Genomic DNA, 15,193 nt, shown 5'->3' with positions numbered 1-15,193 from the left:
GCAGGCTCGAAACCGGCTTCGCACGCGATCGCGGCGGTTGGGGTCGGCGTCTGGTAAAGCCCTCAGCCGGTGGCGCCTGCGCCGCCTGGAGGTAAGGATGCTGGGGTGACCATGCCCCCGCACCGGCCTCCATACGGGTCCCAGCACGGGCCGCCGGACCCGTCCGCACCGCCGCCGCATCTGGGCGGGCAGCCTTCGACGCTGCTGCCCGGTCCTTGGTATCGGATCTCGGACGTGCCCGCGCCTGAGCGGCCCGCGTCGGCCGAATGGGACTTCGTGAGCGTGCTGCCCGCGGCGCTGTCGGCGGCGCGGCGGCAGCAGCCGTTCGCGGTCGGCTGGCTGTCGCCCGGCGGCGGCGCCCCGCTGGAGCTCATCACCAACGCGGGCCCGGTCGCGCCCGGCCCCGGCGGGCGGCAGGGGCTGCTGTTCCCCAGCGGCGCACGCGGCGTGCCGATCGGCGACCGGTGGCTGCGCGTCGCCGAGCGGATGGTGTGGACGCGCTGCCCCGGGCGCCTGGCCCCGCAGGTCGGACGGGGCGAGGCGGGCGCCAGCCTGTTCGAGTCGACGCTGGTCACGCTGATGGAGCGGCCGTTCGGCTGGTTCGTCGTCGCCGAGCCGTGCGACGAGCGGCGGCTGGACGCCGAGATGCGCGAGCTGCACCACGAGCTGCGGATGCTGCGGCGCGGCGAGGACGAGCAGGCCCGGCTCGCGGTGGCCCGCGCCGACCAGCGGCTGGCCGAGCTGGACGCCTTCCGCGAGGCCGGGCTGTGGCAGGTCAGGGTGCTGGCGGGCGCCGCCGACCGGGCCGAGCTGGCGCAGATCGCGCCGGTGCTGGTCGGGTCGATGGAGCTCGGGCACCACCCGTACCGGCTCCGGTCCGGGCACGGCGGCGGGACGTTCGCCGAGATGCTGCGTCCCGATCCCGCGCCCGTGTCGCCGCGCGCCGTGGTCGAGGCCGACCAGGGGTTCCCGTTCGTCGCGACCGCGGGGGCGCTGGCCGCGCTCGCCGGGCTGCCGCGCCGCGAGGTGCCGGGGCTGCGGGTGCTGGAGGCCGGCTACTTCGACGTGACCTCCGAGACCGAGGACCCGGCCGCCGCGTCCGGCACCCCGCTGGAGCTCGGCGCCATCCTGGACGGCCAGGACCGCGAGGTCGGCCGCTTCACCGTCCCGCGCTCGACGCTCAACCGGCACGTGTTCGTCACCGGCGCGACCGGCGCGGGCAAGTCGCAGACGGTGCGGCACCTGCTGGAGCAGCTGACCCGGGCGGGCATCCCGTGGCTGGCGATCGAGCCCGCCAAGTCGGAGTACGCGTCGATGGCCGGCCGCATCCGCGACCTCGGCGGCCCCGTCACCGTGGTCAACCCGTCCGACCCCGCCTCGGTGCCGCTGTCGGTCAACCCGCTCGCGCCCGAGCCCGGCTACCCGGTGCAGGCGCACATCGACATGGTCCGGGCGCTGTTCCAGGCCGCGTTCGACGCCGAGGAGCCGTTCCCGCAGATCATGGCGCAGGCGCTGCAGCGGGTGTACGAGGCCAACGGCTGGGACGTGGTCACCGGCGGCGGCGTCCCCGGCTCCCTCATCGAGCCGGCCGTCCCGACGCTGGAGCAGCTCCAGCAGGCCGCGCTGCAGGTCATCGGCGACGTCGGGTACGGCAGCGAGCTGATGGCCGACGTGCAGGGCTTCGTGGACGTGCGGCTGCGGTCGCTGCGGATCGGCTCGGCGGGCCGGTTCTTCGAGGGCGGCCATCCGGCCGACGTCGGCGGGATGCTGCGCGACAACATCGTGCTGGCCATCGAGGACGTCGCCAACGACGAGGACAAGGCGTTCCTCATGGGCACGCTGATCATCCGGATCGTGGAGCACCTGCGGATGCGCGAGCGGCGCGGCGGCACCGGCGCGGGGGCGCCGGGCCTGCGGCACGTCATCGTGATCGAGGAGGCGCACCGGCTGCTGCGCAACCGCGGCCCCGAGCGCACCAGCTCGCACGCCGTGGAGCTGTTCGCCGGGATGCTGGCGGAGATCCGCGCGTACGGCGAGGGCATCATCGTGGCCGAGCAGATCCCGACCAAGCTGGTCCCGGACGTGGTGAAGAACACGGCGCTGAAGGTCGTGCACCGGTTGCCGGCGTTCGACGACCGGCACCAGGTCGGGGCGGCGATGAACCTGGACGAGGACCAGTCGCGCGAGGTCGTGTCGCTGCGTCCCGGTGTCGCGGCCGTGTTCGCCGACGGGATGGACCGTCCGCTGCGCGTCCGCATCCCGCTGGGCGAGGGCCGCGAGGCCGTCCTGCCGGGCCCGCCGCCCCCGGTGGACGGCCGGCGTTCGGCGGCGTGCGGCTGCGAGTGCCGTTCCGGGCGGGCGTGCACGCTGTACGAGCTGCGCGAGGCGGACCTGCTGGCGAGCCACCCGGACTGGGCGTGGCTGCGCCTGTGGGCCGACACGCTCGTCCTGGCGCACGTGGTCAACCGTCCGCTGCCCGCGGTGCCGGCCGACCTGGGCCGCGCCTGGTCGCGCCTCACGCCGCGGCTGCGCGAGTGCACGCTGGCGACCGTCCTGGAGCGGGCCGTGACCCGCCGCTCGTGGGCGCTGCGCCACGCGTTCCTGCCGTCGGAGTTGACGGCCGCCGTCGCCGAGGTCGCGCAGAAGCTCCTGGGGGGCGACGACAGCCTCACAGGGACGCTCCCAGGGCCCAACTGGGTCATCCCGCAGCTGCGTTGGCTGCACGAGTTGGAACGCCTCTTCCCCTACGGGATGGGCGCTCCCGACAAGCACACGCCCGCACCGCCCCTGGAGTACCAGCTGCCCGGCCTGAGGCAGCCTCCCGAGCCCAAGCTGGGCCACCGCCTCCGCGCCCTGCGCCGCCACCCCCTGACGATGGAGCTGGAACGCAACCGTCCCATCGCCCTCACCGCCCTCGGCGGCGACGACGGCCACGAGGGCTTCCACAAGGACCTCGCGGTGGTGGCGATCGGCATGGACGAGGACGAGCGGATCGCCGACGTCGCCCAGACCATGGAGGCCACCGCCTGGCTGGAACCGGTCCTGAGCTGGCCGAGCCGCCTCATCACCCCGTTCGAGGACCCGTCCCGGGGGCTCCCCTTCCTCGAAGGCTGACCACGTTTCGCCGTCATTCGCTTACATCGCCGGGCCGCGGGCGTTATTTTCTTGCCCTCGGGGCCTTACCTGACAGACGCTTTACTCACTGACCGCGGAGGAGTCGGCGTTGAGCGTGCAGACGGGCGAGCGGACCACCGGGGCCTTCTTCGACCACGGCGTCGTCCCTGAGCCGCGTCCGCCGGGGGACCTGACCCGTTACCTGTGCGCGGCGGTCTACCTCGACAAGCGGATCTGCGACCTGGTCATCAGGGAGTACGTCCACGCGCCCGATCGCGCCGTCGCCCCCTCCTACGGCTTCGACCTCGACCCGGTCATCCGGCACGCGCGGCGCTCCCGGCTGCTCCGCCTCGCGCGCGACGGCGGGATGACGGTGGCGTTGCTGGTGTTGTGCGTGACGGCACCACTGCTGGTCGTGCCGGGCCTCATGCTGTTCGCTTACGGCACCCTACTGCTGCGTGTCCGGTGGCGCGGGCTGGCCCGGTGGCGGCGGACCGTGCTGGCGCTGCCGGCCATCCTGCTGCTGGGCGCCCTGGGCGCTGTGATGTTGGGGAGTGTCCTCTCCAACCTGGTCGACGAGCTTGCACCGGACACGGTGGGCGACGCGGGTGGCGGGCTGTTCCTCCCGCTCGTCGCGTACTTGCTCGCGCTCGGTCTCGTCGTCACGGTCGTCGGCGCCCTTGGGGTCATCGGCCACCTCGCCGTCGTCTTCCACCTCCTGGGCCGCGATCTGGGGCCGGGAGCGTCCGGCCCGGGGCCCGGCGCCGGTGGGGGACGGTTCCGGCGCGCGGTGGAGCACGTCCGCGTGGCACAGAACGGCAACGTGACGCTGTTCGCGGGCGACAACCCGTTCCTGGGCGCCGGCCATCCGGACGGGCCCGGCGGACGTGCCTGGTCAGTCGTGCTGGAGCTGGACCGCGGAGCGTCCACCCTGGGGCCGCCGGAAGGATCGGCGACGTACCCGCCCGTGGACCCGGTCGTGATGCACGAGCGCGTCAGCGAGCGGCTCGCGGAGATGCGCGGCGACGGCGGTACCCGCGACCACCGCGTACCGCTGCCGGGCAACGAGCGCGTGACCGGACTCGGCATCGACTGGCACGTGGTCGCGCCCGGCCGCAGCACGCAGCGCCCCCGTCCCGTGGCCGCGACCGAGAACGGCACCTACCAGGGCCACCCGCTCATCGACGCCGTCTCCGGACGGCCCTACTCCAGGGAGGCCCAGGAGGCCATCGAGGCGCTCATCCGGCACCCGCAGGCCGGGATCCGCTGCTTCCAGCGCGTGACGATCGGCGTGCAGGGACAGCCGGTCAGGGTGCGCGACGGCCGTCTCGTCGCGCCCGAGGACGGCCAGGAGGTCGGGCTGTCGGCGTTCCTGTACCTGGCCGTCGAGGGCAGGATGCTGTACGGCCAGTTCACGGTGACGGTGCTGCCACCCGTCCGGCCGGAGTTCCGCGTCGTGGACGAGATCCCCGGGTGGGGTGCCCCAAAGCTGTTCTGGAAGGCGTTCACAGCGGGCCGGCCGCATGTCTTCCACGCGCCGCTGACCGCCCCGCTCCGGGTGTGGAGGGCACTGTGGGGCATGGCGCGGGCGGCGCTCGCCAACGACCTGGCCCGGCACCCTACCCGTGACCTCGTGCACGACTACGGGGCCCGGATCAGCGTGCGGGAGCTGGCCGCCGACGCCGGCTTCCCCACCCTGCTCCAGGAGTACGACGTCGAGAAGTACACGCGGCTGATCGAGCGGCGGGTCAACGAGGCGCTGCTGGACTACCTGGGCACCGAGTGCGGCATCGACGTGTCGGCCTACCGCGCCCAGGCGGGCGTGATCCTGAACCAGGGCGTGATCATGACCGGCGGGACGGTGAGCGGGCAGATGGCCGTCGGCGGGCGGAACGCGCGCATCGACCAGACGCGGAGTTCCGGCGCCCCGGGTGGACGCGGCGGTCCGGGCATCAACCCCTGAGCGAGGAGCGGGTATGACGACCGAGCACGGCGGCGACCGGGGCATCGTGATCGGCGGCAGCGCCAGGGTCTCCGGCCAGATCGCCTCCGGCGACAGCGTGACGCAGAACCAGCAGGTCAACACCACCGTTGGAACCGAGGCGGCCGTGGCGCTGGACCGGGTCGAGCAGTTGCTGGACCAGTACGGCGAGCGGCTTCCCGAGGGCGCCAGGGCGCGCCGCGACCTGGAGGACGTGCGCCGCGAGCTGGCCGAGACCGACCCCGACGAGGAGCGGATCGCGGGCGCCATGGAACGCCTGGGCCGTCGGGTCGCGGGCGTGGCCGTGCTCGCCGAGGCTGTGGGAGCGGCCCTTGGAGCCCTCGGCTTCCGCTGAGCCGGGGAGGACGGTCAGATGTCGTCGGGGCCGCGGACGTCCAGGCCGGCCTTCTCGGCGTTGGGGCGCCAGTAGCCGATGAAGTCGCTCTTGGCCTGGCTGGCCTGGCCGTTGATGGGGGCGACGTCGTCGTCGGACGGGCAGCCGGGCGCCACGTCCAGGTAGCGCTGGTTGGACTGGACCGACGCCTCCAGGGCGCGGACGAGGGCGTCGCGCAGCGCGGTGCCGTTCTCCAGGGCGGAGACGTCGAGGGCCTTGGCCTTGCCGAGCTGCTCCTGCCGCTGGTTGCGGATGCGTTCGAGGCCGGCGGTCGTGCAGCCGGACGTGACGACGGAGCCCAGCTCGGAACGGGTGCTGGACATCTCGGTCAGCAGCGAGTCCACCTGGCCCGCCTGGCGGTTGAGGTCGGTGGCGTCGCCGGAGTCGCTCGGGGAGTCGCTGACCGGCTGGCTCTCCGACCCGGGGCTCTGCTCGCCCGCCGAGGCGGGGGTGTTGGCGGTGGGTGTGCCGGTGCCGCCGGAGCTCGGCCAGAACACGATGGCCAGCGCGATCGCGAGCAGCGCCACCACGCCGCCGCCGAGCAGGACGTAGGGGAGCGGGCTCTTCTTGCGGATCTGGTCGGGGTTCCAGATCTCCGGCTCGACCCACTGGTCGTTGTCCCACGGCTCGTCCGACAGCGAGATGGTGGTCTCGCCGTCCCGGTCCCCGTGGGGCGGCATCGGGGGCGGCGGCGAGGACGCGGGCGGGGGCGAGGACGGCCAGCACCCCGGGTCGCCGGCCGGACCGCCGCCGGACGGGCCCCAGGGCGGGGGCGCGGGGGAACCGAGTGGACCGTGCGGGTACTGCCCCGGGTCGGGGGCGGTGGCGTCGCCCTGGTCCCCGAGGGGCGCGTTGCACCGCGTGCAGCGCGGCAAGGCCGGGGTCGTGTCGCTACCGCAGTTGGGGCACCGCATCCCTAGACCCTCCCCGTGAAGCTCGACGCACACAACATACTGTGCCCGCGCCGGAACGGCCGCCCTCTGGGGACGGTGAGCAATCCGGTTGTTACCGGACCCCTGCTACAGACCGTTCCAGATGCGCGGCGGCAGCGAGTGGGTCTTGGCGACCGGGTTCCACAGCGTGACGAACTGCTTCTTGGCGATGGTCGCCTTGCGTTCGGCGGTGATTCGGCCGGGCGCGCGGGACACGTCGGGGCGGGGCTTGCCGCGGCACTTCTTCTTGGCCGCGCCGGCCCAGACGAGCAGCCGCTGGTCGGCTTCGAGCGACGCCTGGAACGCCTGCCGCAGGGTCACCCGCATCCGCTCGCCGTTGCGCATCTGGTCGAGCTTGAGGCCCTGGGTGCGGCGGACCTGGTTGGTGCGGCGCTGCGCGACGACCTGGAAGCCCTTGATGGCGGCGGGCAGGGTCTCGCACTTGGCGGTGCCGCGGAGCGCGGCGGACAGCTGCCGCTTGGTGGCGGCGCTGTCGTTCAGCAGCTTGTTGACCTCGACGGCCTGCTGGCGGGCCGCCGGCGGGATCGGCTGCTTCTGCGCCACCTGCGTGTTGCTGGGCGCGGGGGTGGACGGCTTGGCGGCCGGGGGCTTCTTCTCCTCCCCGCTGGGCCACAGCACCAGCCCGACGGAGACCAGCGCCACCACGACGAGGGCGGAGACGGTGATGAGGAGCGGCTTGCTCGCCTTGCCGGACGAACCGCTCGGCGGCGGCGGGTAGCCGGGCATGCCTCCGGGCCCCATGCCTCCGGGCGGCCCCATGTCGTTGCCCATCGGCCCCTGAGGACCGCCGTAGGGCCCCTGCGAGCCGTACGGGTTCATCGGCGGGCCGAGGGACGAGTCGGGCGGGCCCATCGGCGGGCCCATGTTCATGTAGGGCTGGTCGAGTTGGGTGGCGTGGGCCGGGCCCTGGGCCTTCGGGTACGGGGAGTCGAGCATCGTCGTGTCCCCGGAGTCGGCGCCGGGCTGCGGTGCCCACTGCTGGAGGCCCTGGTCCGGTGCCTGCTGGTCGTCGGGCTTGCGGGGACGGGCGTACCACGACTCCGGCACGATCGACTCGGACCCGCTCGGCTCGGCCGGGGCGGGCGGAGCAGGTGGCGCGGGCGGAGCGGGCGGCTGCTCGGCCGCCGCCCCCCAGGCGGGCGGCGGTGGCGGCGGGGCCGCCGCGAAACCGCCGCTGTCGTCGGAGGCGTCGAACGCCCACGGGGCGGTCGACTCGCTGGGCGAGTCGGCGATGTTCGGCGTCCCCGCCAGCGGCAGCGCGCCGGAGCCGGGCGGGGCCGGCGGGGCCGCCTCGGACGTCCAGGACGGGTTGGGCGGCGGCACCACCATCGTCTTGTCGCCGATCGCCTCGGCATCCGGGTCGGCCTTGGGCAGGGCCGACGGGTCGGCCATCGGCATCGGCGCTCCCAGGGGCACCCCCGGCTGGTCGATCGGCGCGTTGCAGTTCGAACACCTGCCGAGCGTCCCGGGCGTGTTCGTACCGCACGTCGGACACTGCATCGTTCAGACCTCGCCTTGTCGCCGCCTTCGCCCGCCGGAGTAGGGACGGGTCTTCCCCCGCCGGACCGCAGGGCTCCCGACAAAGTACTGGGTAACGCCGCTTCTGGGCGCGGACATGGGGATCTGAGACCCCATTGTGCCGCCGCTGCCGGGGGTCGCACCGAATCATGACATCTCAGGACAGGTCAAGATCTGTCGGGTTGGTTTACGAGAAGTCATGTGATATTCATCCCATTCCCGGGGACGCCCCCGGGTGATCACCGCCACCCTCCGTCCCCGCCATGCCGCTACGGGAGTGCGCCGTAACGGCTAGGCTCGGAACGGTTTCAGAGGCCCAAACCGGAGAAGACGGAGTCCATGAGCGATCTTCCGCTGCGTTCGCAGCTGGCCGTCGCGCTCGGCCGGACGGCCGCGAGGATGTCCCGGCTGGCGGGCCGGGGTGACGGATCGGTGATCGGGGGCCGGATCGGCCTGCGGCTCGATCCCGAGCTGCTGACCAGGCTGGCCCGGGACCGCAAGCTCGTCCTCGTCAGCGCCACCAACGGCAAGACGACGACCACCCGGCTGATCACCTCGGCGATGACGCCGCTGGGGGAGGTCGCCACCAACGCGTTCGGCGCGAACATGCCCACCGGCCATGTCTCCGCCCTCGCCTCCGCGCCCGGCGCCCGCTACGGCGTGCTGGAGTGCGACGAGAAGTACGTGCCGATGGTGCTCGCCGAGACCGGGGCCAACGTGGTCGCGCTGATGAACCTCAGCCGCGACCAGATGGACCGCGCCGCCGAGATCTGGCTGCTGGCCGGCAAGTGGCGCAAGGCGCTGGAGGCCAGCCCGCAGAGCCACGTCATCGCCAACTGCGACGATCCGCTGGTCACGTGGGGCGCCTCCACGGCCAAGAGCGTGACGTGGGTGGCCGCCGGCCAGCACTGGCGCGAGGACTCCTGGTGCTGCCCCGAGTGCGGCGGCCCGCTCGACCGCGAGGACACCGACGAGAACAGCAACTGGGCCTGCCGCGAGTGCCACTTCGCCCGGCCGCGTCCCGACTGGATCCTCAAGGGCGACCAGGTCACCGCGCCCGACGGCCGCGTCCTGCCGCTGTCGAGCCTGGCCCTGCCCGGCCGCGCCAACCGGTCCAACGCGGTGATCGCGCTCGCCGTCGTCGGCCAGTTCGGGGTGCCGCCGGAGCAGGCGCTGCCGCTGCTGAGCGAGGTCCGCTCGGTCGCCGGCCGCTACACCACGGTCGAGCACGAGGGCCGCCAGATCCGGCTGCTGCTGTCGAAGAACCCGGCGGGCTGGCTGGAGGCGTTCGACGTCCTGGAGCCCGCGCCCGGCCCGGTGGCGCTGTCGATCAACGCGCAGGGTCCGGACGGCCGCGACACCTCCTGGCTGTGGGACGTCGACTACCGCATCCTGCGCGGCCGCCCGGTCTGGGTCACCGGCGAGCGCCGGATCGACCTGGCCGCCCGGCTGGAGGCCGCCGAGGTGCAGTTCGCGGTGGTGGACGACATCGAGCAGGCCGTGATGGCCGTCCCCCCCGGCCGCCTCGACGTCATCGCCAACTACACAGCGTTCCAGGACATCCGAACGAGGTATGGCCGTGTCCTCTAACCGTCCACTGAAGATCGTCTGGATCTACCCCGACCTGCTCAGCACGTACGGGGACCAGGGCAACACCATCGTGCTGGAGCGGCGCGCCGCGCTGCGCGGCATCCCGACCGAGACCGTGAACGTGCGCTCCGACCAGCCGGTCCCGGCCGACGGCGACATCTTCCTGCTCGGCGGCGGCGAGGACCGCCCGCAGATCCTGGCCGCGCACCGGCTGCGCCGGGACGGCGGCCTGGCGCAGGCGGTCGGCCGGGGCGCGGTGGTCTTCGCGGTGTGCGCCGGCTACCAGCTGCTCGGGCACGAGTTCGGCGGCGAGGAGGGCCAGCCCGTGCAGGGCCTGGGGCTGCTCGACCTCCGCAGCGGGCGGGGCGAGCGGCGCGCGGTCGGCGAGATCGTCGGGGACGTCTCCTCGGAGCTGAACGTCCCGCGCATCACCGGGTTCGAGAACCACCAGGGCGTCACCCAGCTGGGCCAGAACGTCAAGCCGTTCGCCAAGGTGCTCTCGGGCGTCGGGAACGGCACCGGCGGCTTCGAGGGCGCCTACAACGGCCACGTCCTCGGCACGTACATGCACGGCCCCGCCCTGGTGCGCAACCCGGGCCTGGCCGACCTGCTGCTGCGCTGGGCGGTGGGCCAGGAGCTCCAGCCGATCGACGACTCCTGGGCGGGCCGCCTCCGCGAAGAACGCCTGAACGCCGTCCTCCCCGCCTGACGCACCACGCGTACCCCGGGCCGCCGTGGTCTCACGCGGTCCGGGGGGCGGCCTCCTCCTCTTCCGGGCGCTTGCGCTTGCGGAGCGATCCGGCGTGCGCGCGTTCCTCCGGGTGGTTCCGTACGCGCAGGAAGCTGGCCACGGTCGTCACGGTGAGGATCAGCAGGATCACCACCAGCGACAGCGGGGTCGGGATCTCCGGGATCGCCTTGTTCACGTCCTCGTGCAGGAACAGCAGGATCAGCTTGACGCCGATGAACGCCAGGATCAGCGACAGGCCGATCGACAGGTACACCAGCCGTTCCAGCAGGCCCTCGATGAGGAAGAACAGGGCGCGCAGGCCCAGCAGCGCGAACGCGTTGGCGGTGAACACCAGGAACGGCTCGCTGGTCACGCCGAACACCGCCGGGATGGAGTCGAGCGCGAACAGCAGGTCGGTGCTGCCGATCGCGATGAGGACCAGCAGCAGCGGCGTCATCACGCGCCGGCCGTCCTCGTGCGCGAACATCCGGCCGCCGTGGAAGTCGGTGGTCACCGGCATGATCTTGCGGCTGCGCCGGACCAGCCAGTTGTCCTCGACCTCGGGTTCCTCGTTGCGGTGCCGCATCAGCTGGACGGCCGTCCAGATCAGCGCCAGCCCGAACAGCAGGAAGGTGAAGGAGAACATCATGATCGCGGCCGCGCCGACCGCGATGAAGATCGTCCGCAGGATCAGCGCCGCCGCGATGCCGAACAGCAGCACCTTCTGCTGGTACTCGGCGGGCACCTCGAACCGGGACAGGATGATGACGAAGACGAACAGGTTGTCGACCGACAGGCTCTTCTCGACGATCCAGCCGGCGAAGTACTCGGTGCCGGCCGTCCCGCCCGCCACGGCCAGCACGCCGAAGCCGAACAGGACCGCGACCGCGATGTAGAAGACCGACCAGAAGGCGGCCTCCCGCAGCCCCACGGCATGCGGGCGCCGCACGGCCACCAGGAGGTCGAAGACGAACAGGGCGACGATCAGTGCGATCGTCGCCACCCAGGCCCACAGGGGGATCTCGATCACGCCGCTTCACTCCCTCCCCACGGTCTGCTTATGTCCGTTCGGGGGGAGATCAACCGCCAAGGACAGGTAAGTGCGGCTCAGTAGACGAGGGCCTGGGTGCCCTCGGTGGTGATCTCCTCGACGAAGGTGGGGGCGCCGGCGATGCGGACGCCGGGGATGACGTCGTCCGGCCCGATCTCGCGGCGGGCCGCGCACTGCGTGCAGACGGTGACGCGGCCGGCGGACAGCACGGCGGCCAGGAGGTCCTCCAGCGGGGTGGCGTGCGGCAGCCGGAACTCCTCGGCGCGGCCCGGCAGCGCGAACCAGGTGGACTCGCCGGTCAGCCACAGCGAGACCGGCACCCCGCTGGCGACGGCCGCCGCCGCCACCGTGAAGGCCTGGTTGCACCGCTCGGGTCCGTCCAGTCCCGCCGTCGCCTTGATCACCAGAGATCTCGCCATACCGCGAGGGTAACCCTTAGGGTCGGGACCCGTGGGGATGGTGAACGCGGGAGTCCTGATCCTGTTCTGCGGCCTGGTCGCGCTGGCCGCGGTGTTGCTCGTCGTCCGGCTGGCCCGGCTCAAGTAGCCCGCGGCGCCGATACGCTCGATGCCCATGGAGCCTGAGCTGCACCCCGACCTCGAACCCCTGGAGTTCCTGCTCGGTACGTGGGAGGGCGCCGGTGTCGGCGGCTATCCCACGATCGAGGGGTTCCGCTTCGGGCAGGAGGTCTCCTTCACCCATATCGGGAAGCCGTTCCTGGTGTACGCCAGCCGCACCTGGCTGCTGGAGGAGGACGGTTCGCTGGGCCGCCCGCTGGCCACCGAGACCGGCTACTGGCGTCCCCGGCCCGGCCACCAGGTCGAGGTCACGCTGGCGCATCCGACGGGCATCGTCGAGATCTACGTGGGGAACGTGGCGTTCAACCGGGTGGAGCTGGTGACGGACGTGGTGGCGCGCACCGAGAGCGCCAAGGAGGTCGTCGGCGGGAAGCGGCTGTACGGGCTGATCGGCGAGGACCTGGGCTGGGCGTACGACATGGCGGCGATGGGCCAGGACCTCCAGTCGCACCTCTCGGCGCAGCTCAAGCGGGTCTCCTGACCCCCTGAAAAAACGATCCCCGGACCTTCCCGCCGGGCGGCGGGGCGATGGACAGGACTGGTCCATCTGGTCCGGGGATCGGGTAACTGCCTGGTATTCGCCGGTCACCGACCGGCTGCACCGCCTCCATGGGAGACGGGTACGAGGCGGAACGGCGACTAGCGGACAGTCACCTCGCGAGTCCCAGAATCAATCACGATTTTGGACCACCTCCTTTCGCGCGTACTCGCACGTTATGCGAGGGTCCGCGATCTGGGCAAGCAGGTTTTTCCCGATCTCATCGGTGACCCCGGGCACATAGACTCAGAGCATGTCCGAGACGTGGCAGGAGGAGCTGCGGGCCAAGGGGTACCGCGTCACCCCGCAGCGCCAGCTGGTGCTGGAGGCGGTGGCCAACCTCGAACACGCGACCCCGGAGGAGATCTGCACCGAGGTGCAGCGCACCGCCCGCGGGGTCAACATCTCCACCATCTACCGCACGCTGGAGCTCCTGGAGGAGCTCGGGCTCGTCAAGCACGCCCACCTGGGGCACGGCCCGCCCAACTACCACCTGGCCGCCAACGCCGAGCACATCCATCTGGTGTGCCGCGAGTGCGGGACGGTCAACGACGTCGATCCGGAGGCCGCGGCCGGGCTGGCGGGGCGGCTGGAGGGCGCGTTCGGGTTCGAGACCGACGTGCACCATCTGACCGTGTACGGGCGGTGCCGGGAGTGCCGTCCCGAGAACGCGGCGACCTGAACGGACGCGTCCGCCCTCGCGGCGCATAATCTGGGCTTCATGGAGAGCCCGCTGTCGCAGTTGCCCGGGGCCGTTCGCGCGGACGCGCCCGACCAGGAGATCGCCGCCCACTACGGTGAGCCGGCGCACGAACAGCGCGCCCTGGAGGCGGGGACGGGGTTCGTCGACCGGAGCAACCGGGGGGTCGTCCGGGTGTCGGGGCCCGACCGGCTGGGCTGGCTGCACAGCCTGCTGAGCCAGCATATGGAGCATCTCGCGCCGAACGAGCCGACCCAGGCGCTGCTGCTGAGCCCCCACGGCCACGTGGAGCACCACCTGCACCTGGTGGACGACGGCGAGGCCGTGTGGGCGCACGTGGAGCCGGGCACCGCGCCGGCGCTGGCCGAGTTCCTCGACCGGATGCGGTTCATGCGGCAGGTGGAGGTCGAGGACGTCAGCGACGCCTACGCCGTGGTGACCGTCCCGGAGGGCGCCAAGGTGGCGGGGGCGGCGCCGGACATGCCGGACGTGGCCGGGCTGGTGGCGCGGATCGTCCGGCGGGACGACCTGCCCGCTCTGGCGGAGGAGCTGCGCCCGGCCGGGATGTGGGCGTACGAGGCGCTGCGGATCGCCGAGCACCGGGCCCGTTTCGGGCTGGACACCGACCACCGCTCGATCCCGCACGAGATGGGCTGGATCGAGGAGGCGGTGCACCTGGAGAAGGGGTGCTACCGGGGGCAGGAGACCGTCGCCCGGGTGCACAACCTGGGCCGCCCGCCGCGCCGCCTGGTGTTCCTGCACCTGGACGGCAGCGTCGACCGGCTGCCCGCGCACGGCGACCCGGTGGAGGTCCCCGGCGGCCGTGCGGTCGGGTTCGTCGGGTCGGCGTCCCGCCACCACGAGCTGGGGCCGGTCGCGCTGGCGCTGGTCAAGCGGAACGTCCCGGTGGACGCCGAGCTGCTGGCCGGAGGGGTGGCCGCGGCGCAGGAGGTCGTGGTGTCCCCGGACACCGGAGCCAACGCCAAGATCGACTTTCGGCGACACGCGGCGAATCGAGGGTGAACCGGCTGGGACCCGGGCAAAATCGTCTTTCGTAGACGAAAGCTGTCCGGCCGCCCTCAGGGGAAGGTGGGTCCCGATCGATGGTCGCGACGCCGGGGAACGAGGAGCCACCGCTCCAGAGGCGCGGCGAACCGGGGCGCCGCCGGCGCCGCCGCCGCGAGTCGGCGCTGGTCTGGTGGGCGCTGTTCGGTGCGTGGGCGGCGCTGTCGTGGTGGCTGTGGTCGTGGCGGATGGCGCTGCTGGGCCTGCTGGGGTGGTGCCTGTACCAGCTCATGCTGGTCCCGACGCTCTGCCGGGTGAGGACGCGGCAGGGCTTCTCGTGCCGGGAGCGGGCGCGGGGCCGCCTGTTCGCCTGCCGTGACGAGCACCAGCAGGTGAAGAACGACGCGCTGTGGCGGCTGGTCGGGATGCGGAACCGGTTCCGCCGCAAGGCCGCGCCGGACCCGAACCGGGAGACCGGCCAGGTCCTGGTGTCCCCGGCGGTGCGGGGACGGCTGGCGCAGGTCGACCGGCTGCTGATCCTGCTGGCCGCCGCCGGGACCCTCGTGACGGTCGCCGGGATGGTCTACGGCTACGCGGCCTAGCCGGGGATCTCGACGATCAGGGTGATCGGCCCGTCGTTGACGAGGGCGACCTGCATGTCGGCGCCGAAGACGCCGGTCTCCACCTTGGCGCCCAGCGCGCGCAGTTCGGCGACGACGGCGTCCACCAGCGGCTCGGCCACCTGGCCGGGCGCGGCCGCGATCCAGGTCGGGCGGCGGCCCTTGCGGGCGTCGCCGTACAGCGTGAACTGGCTGATCACCAGCAGCGGGGCGCCGACGTCGGAGCAGGACCGCTCGCCCTCCAGGATCCGCAGCCCCCACAGCTTGGCCGCCATCCTGCGGGCGTGTTCGGGCGTGTCGTCGTGCGTCACGCCGACCAGGACCAGCAGTCCCGGACCCTCGATCGCCCCGGCCACGCGACCCCCGACGGTCACGCTCGCCTCGCTCACCCTCTGGACTACAGCCCTCATGACCATGCATT

14 protein-coding genes are annotated in these 15,193 nt (G+C 72.7%); 9 read left to right on the top strand and 5 right to left on the bottom strand.

The annotated features are described in order from the left end of the window. Positions 1-234: 234 nt before the first annotated feature. The 3 genes from ACFPZN_RS10195 to ACFPZN_RS10185 all read left to right on the top strand — a co-directional run bounded on the left by ACFPZN_RS10195 (position 235) and on the right by ACFPZN_RS10185 (position 5,450). Positions 235-3,114 carry an ATP-binding protein gene (locus ACFPZN_RS10195; protein ID WP_378281595.1) on the top strand — a complete coding sequence of 960 codons (2,880 nt, stop codon included), beginning with the start codon at positions 235-237 and terminating at the stop codon, positions 3,112-3,114. A gap of 109 nt (positions 3,115-3,223) precedes the next feature. After that, positions 3,224-5,077 carry a hypothetical protein gene (locus tag ACFPZN_RS10190; protein WP_378281594.1) on the top strand — a complete coding sequence of 618 codons (1,854 nt, stop codon included), beginning with the start codon at positions 3,224-3,226 and terminating at the stop codon, positions 5,075-5,077. A gap of 13 nt (positions 5,078-5,090) precedes the next feature. After that, positions 5,091-5,450, top strand: a complete 360-nt coding sequence (locus tag ACFPZN_RS10185; RefSeq protein WP_378281593.1) for a hypothetical protein — start codon at positions 5,091-5,093, stop codon at positions 5,448-5,450. Positions 5,451-5,464: 14 nt separating this feature from the next. On the opposite strand, the gene ACFPZN_RS10180 is transcribed toward ACFPZN_RS10185, so the two are convergent. Then, on the bottom strand, positions 5,465-6,364 hold the full coding sequence (locus ACFPZN_RS10180) for a hypothetical protein (protein ID WP_378281592.1): 900 nt from the start codon (positions 6,362-6,364) through the stop codon (positions 5,465-5,467). A 144-nt stretch (positions 6,365-6,508) separates the two neighbouring features. After that, positions 6,509-7,840: a hypothetical protein gene (locus ACFPZN_RS10175; RefSeq protein WP_378281591.1), complete on the bottom strand. Its 1,332-nt coding sequence runs from the start codon at positions 7,838-7,840 to the stop codon at positions 6,509-6,511. A gap of 459 nt (positions 7,841-8,299) precedes the next feature. On the opposite strand from ACFPZN_RS10175, the gene ACFPZN_RS10170 reads away from it, so the two are divergent. Continuing rightward, positions 8,300-9,550: a Mur ligase family protein gene (locus tag ACFPZN_RS10170; RefSeq protein WP_378281590.1), complete on the top strand. Its 1,251-nt coding sequence runs from the start codon at positions 8,300-8,302 to the stop codon at positions 9,548-9,550. Continuing rightward, complete coding sequence (locus ACFPZN_RS10165) at positions 9,540-10,259, top strand: type 1 glutamine amidotransferase (RefSeq protein ID WP_378281589.1); 720 nt, start codon at positions 9,540-9,542, stop codon at positions 10,257-10,259. Before ACFPZN_RS10170 ends, ACFPZN_RS10165 begins: the two co-directional genes overlap by 11 nt. Before the next feature lie 31 nt (positions 10,260-10,290). Here ACFPZN_RS10165 and ACFPZN_RS10160 read toward each other — a convergent pair whose 3' ends face one another. Beyond that, complete coding sequence (locus ACFPZN_RS10160) at positions 10,291-11,310, bottom strand: TerC family protein (RefSeq protein WP_378281588.1); 1,020 nt, start codon at positions 11,308-11,310, stop codon at positions 10,291-10,293. Positions 11,311-11,387: 77 nt separating this feature from the next. Further along, positions 11,388-11,750, bottom strand: a complete 363-nt coding sequence (locus ACFPZN_RS10155) for a DsrE family protein (RefSeq protein ID WP_378281587.1) — start codon at positions 11,748-11,750, stop codon at positions 11,388-11,390. Positions 11,751-11,904: 154 nt separating this feature from the next. On the opposite strand from ACFPZN_RS10155, the gene ACFPZN_RS10150 reads away from it, so the two are divergent. The 4 genes from ACFPZN_RS10150 to ACFPZN_RS10135 all read left to right on the top strand — a co-directional run bounded on the left by ACFPZN_RS10150 (position 11,905) and on the right by ACFPZN_RS10135 (position 14,754). After that, on the top strand, positions 11,905-12,390 hold the full coding sequence (locus ACFPZN_RS10150) for a heme-binding beta-barrel domain-containing protein (protein WP_378281586.1): 486 nt from the start codon (positions 11,905-11,907) through the stop codon (positions 12,388-12,390). A gap of 310 nt (positions 12,391-12,700) precedes the next feature. After that, complete coding sequence (locus ACFPZN_RS10145) at positions 12,701-13,129, top strand: Fur family transcriptional regulator (protein WP_378281585.1); 429 nt, start codon at positions 12,701-12,703, stop codon at positions 13,127-13,129. Between the two features lie 39 nt (positions 13,130-13,168). Further along, on the top strand, positions 13,169-14,170 hold the full coding sequence (gene ygfZ, locus ACFPZN_RS10140; protein WP_378281584.1) for a CAF17-like 4Fe-4S cluster assembly/insertion protein YgfZ: 1,002 nt from the start codon (positions 13,169-13,171) through the stop codon (positions 14,168-14,170). 80 nt (positions 14,171-14,250) lie between these two features. After that, positions 14,251-14,754 (top strand): hypothetical protein, encoded by a 504-nt coding sequence (locus tag ACFPZN_RS10135; protein ID WP_378281583.1) that lies wholly within the window; start codon positions 14,251-14,253, stop codon positions 14,752-14,754. Here the strand turns inward: ACFPZN_RS10135 and dtd are convergent. Beyond that, positions 14,751-15,182: a D-aminoacyl-tRNA deacylase gene (gene dtd, locus ACFPZN_RS10130; RefSeq protein ID WP_378281582.1), complete on the bottom strand. Its 432-nt coding sequence runs from the start codon at positions 15,180-15,182 to the stop codon at positions 14,751-14,753. The two genes, ACFPZN_RS10135 and dtd, sit on opposite strands and share 4 nt — an antisense overlap. Positions 15,183-15,193: the final 11 nt, after the last annotated feature.

This window comes from Actinomadura rugatobispora, from assembly GCF_042656285.1.
Taxonomy (GTDB): domain Bacteria; phylum Actinomycetota; class Actinomycetes; order Streptosporangiales; family Streptosporangiaceae; genus Spirillospora; species Spirillospora rugatobispora.
Note: the sequence above shows the minus strand (reverse complement) of the source record. Positions and strands in the feature narration are given on the sequence as shown.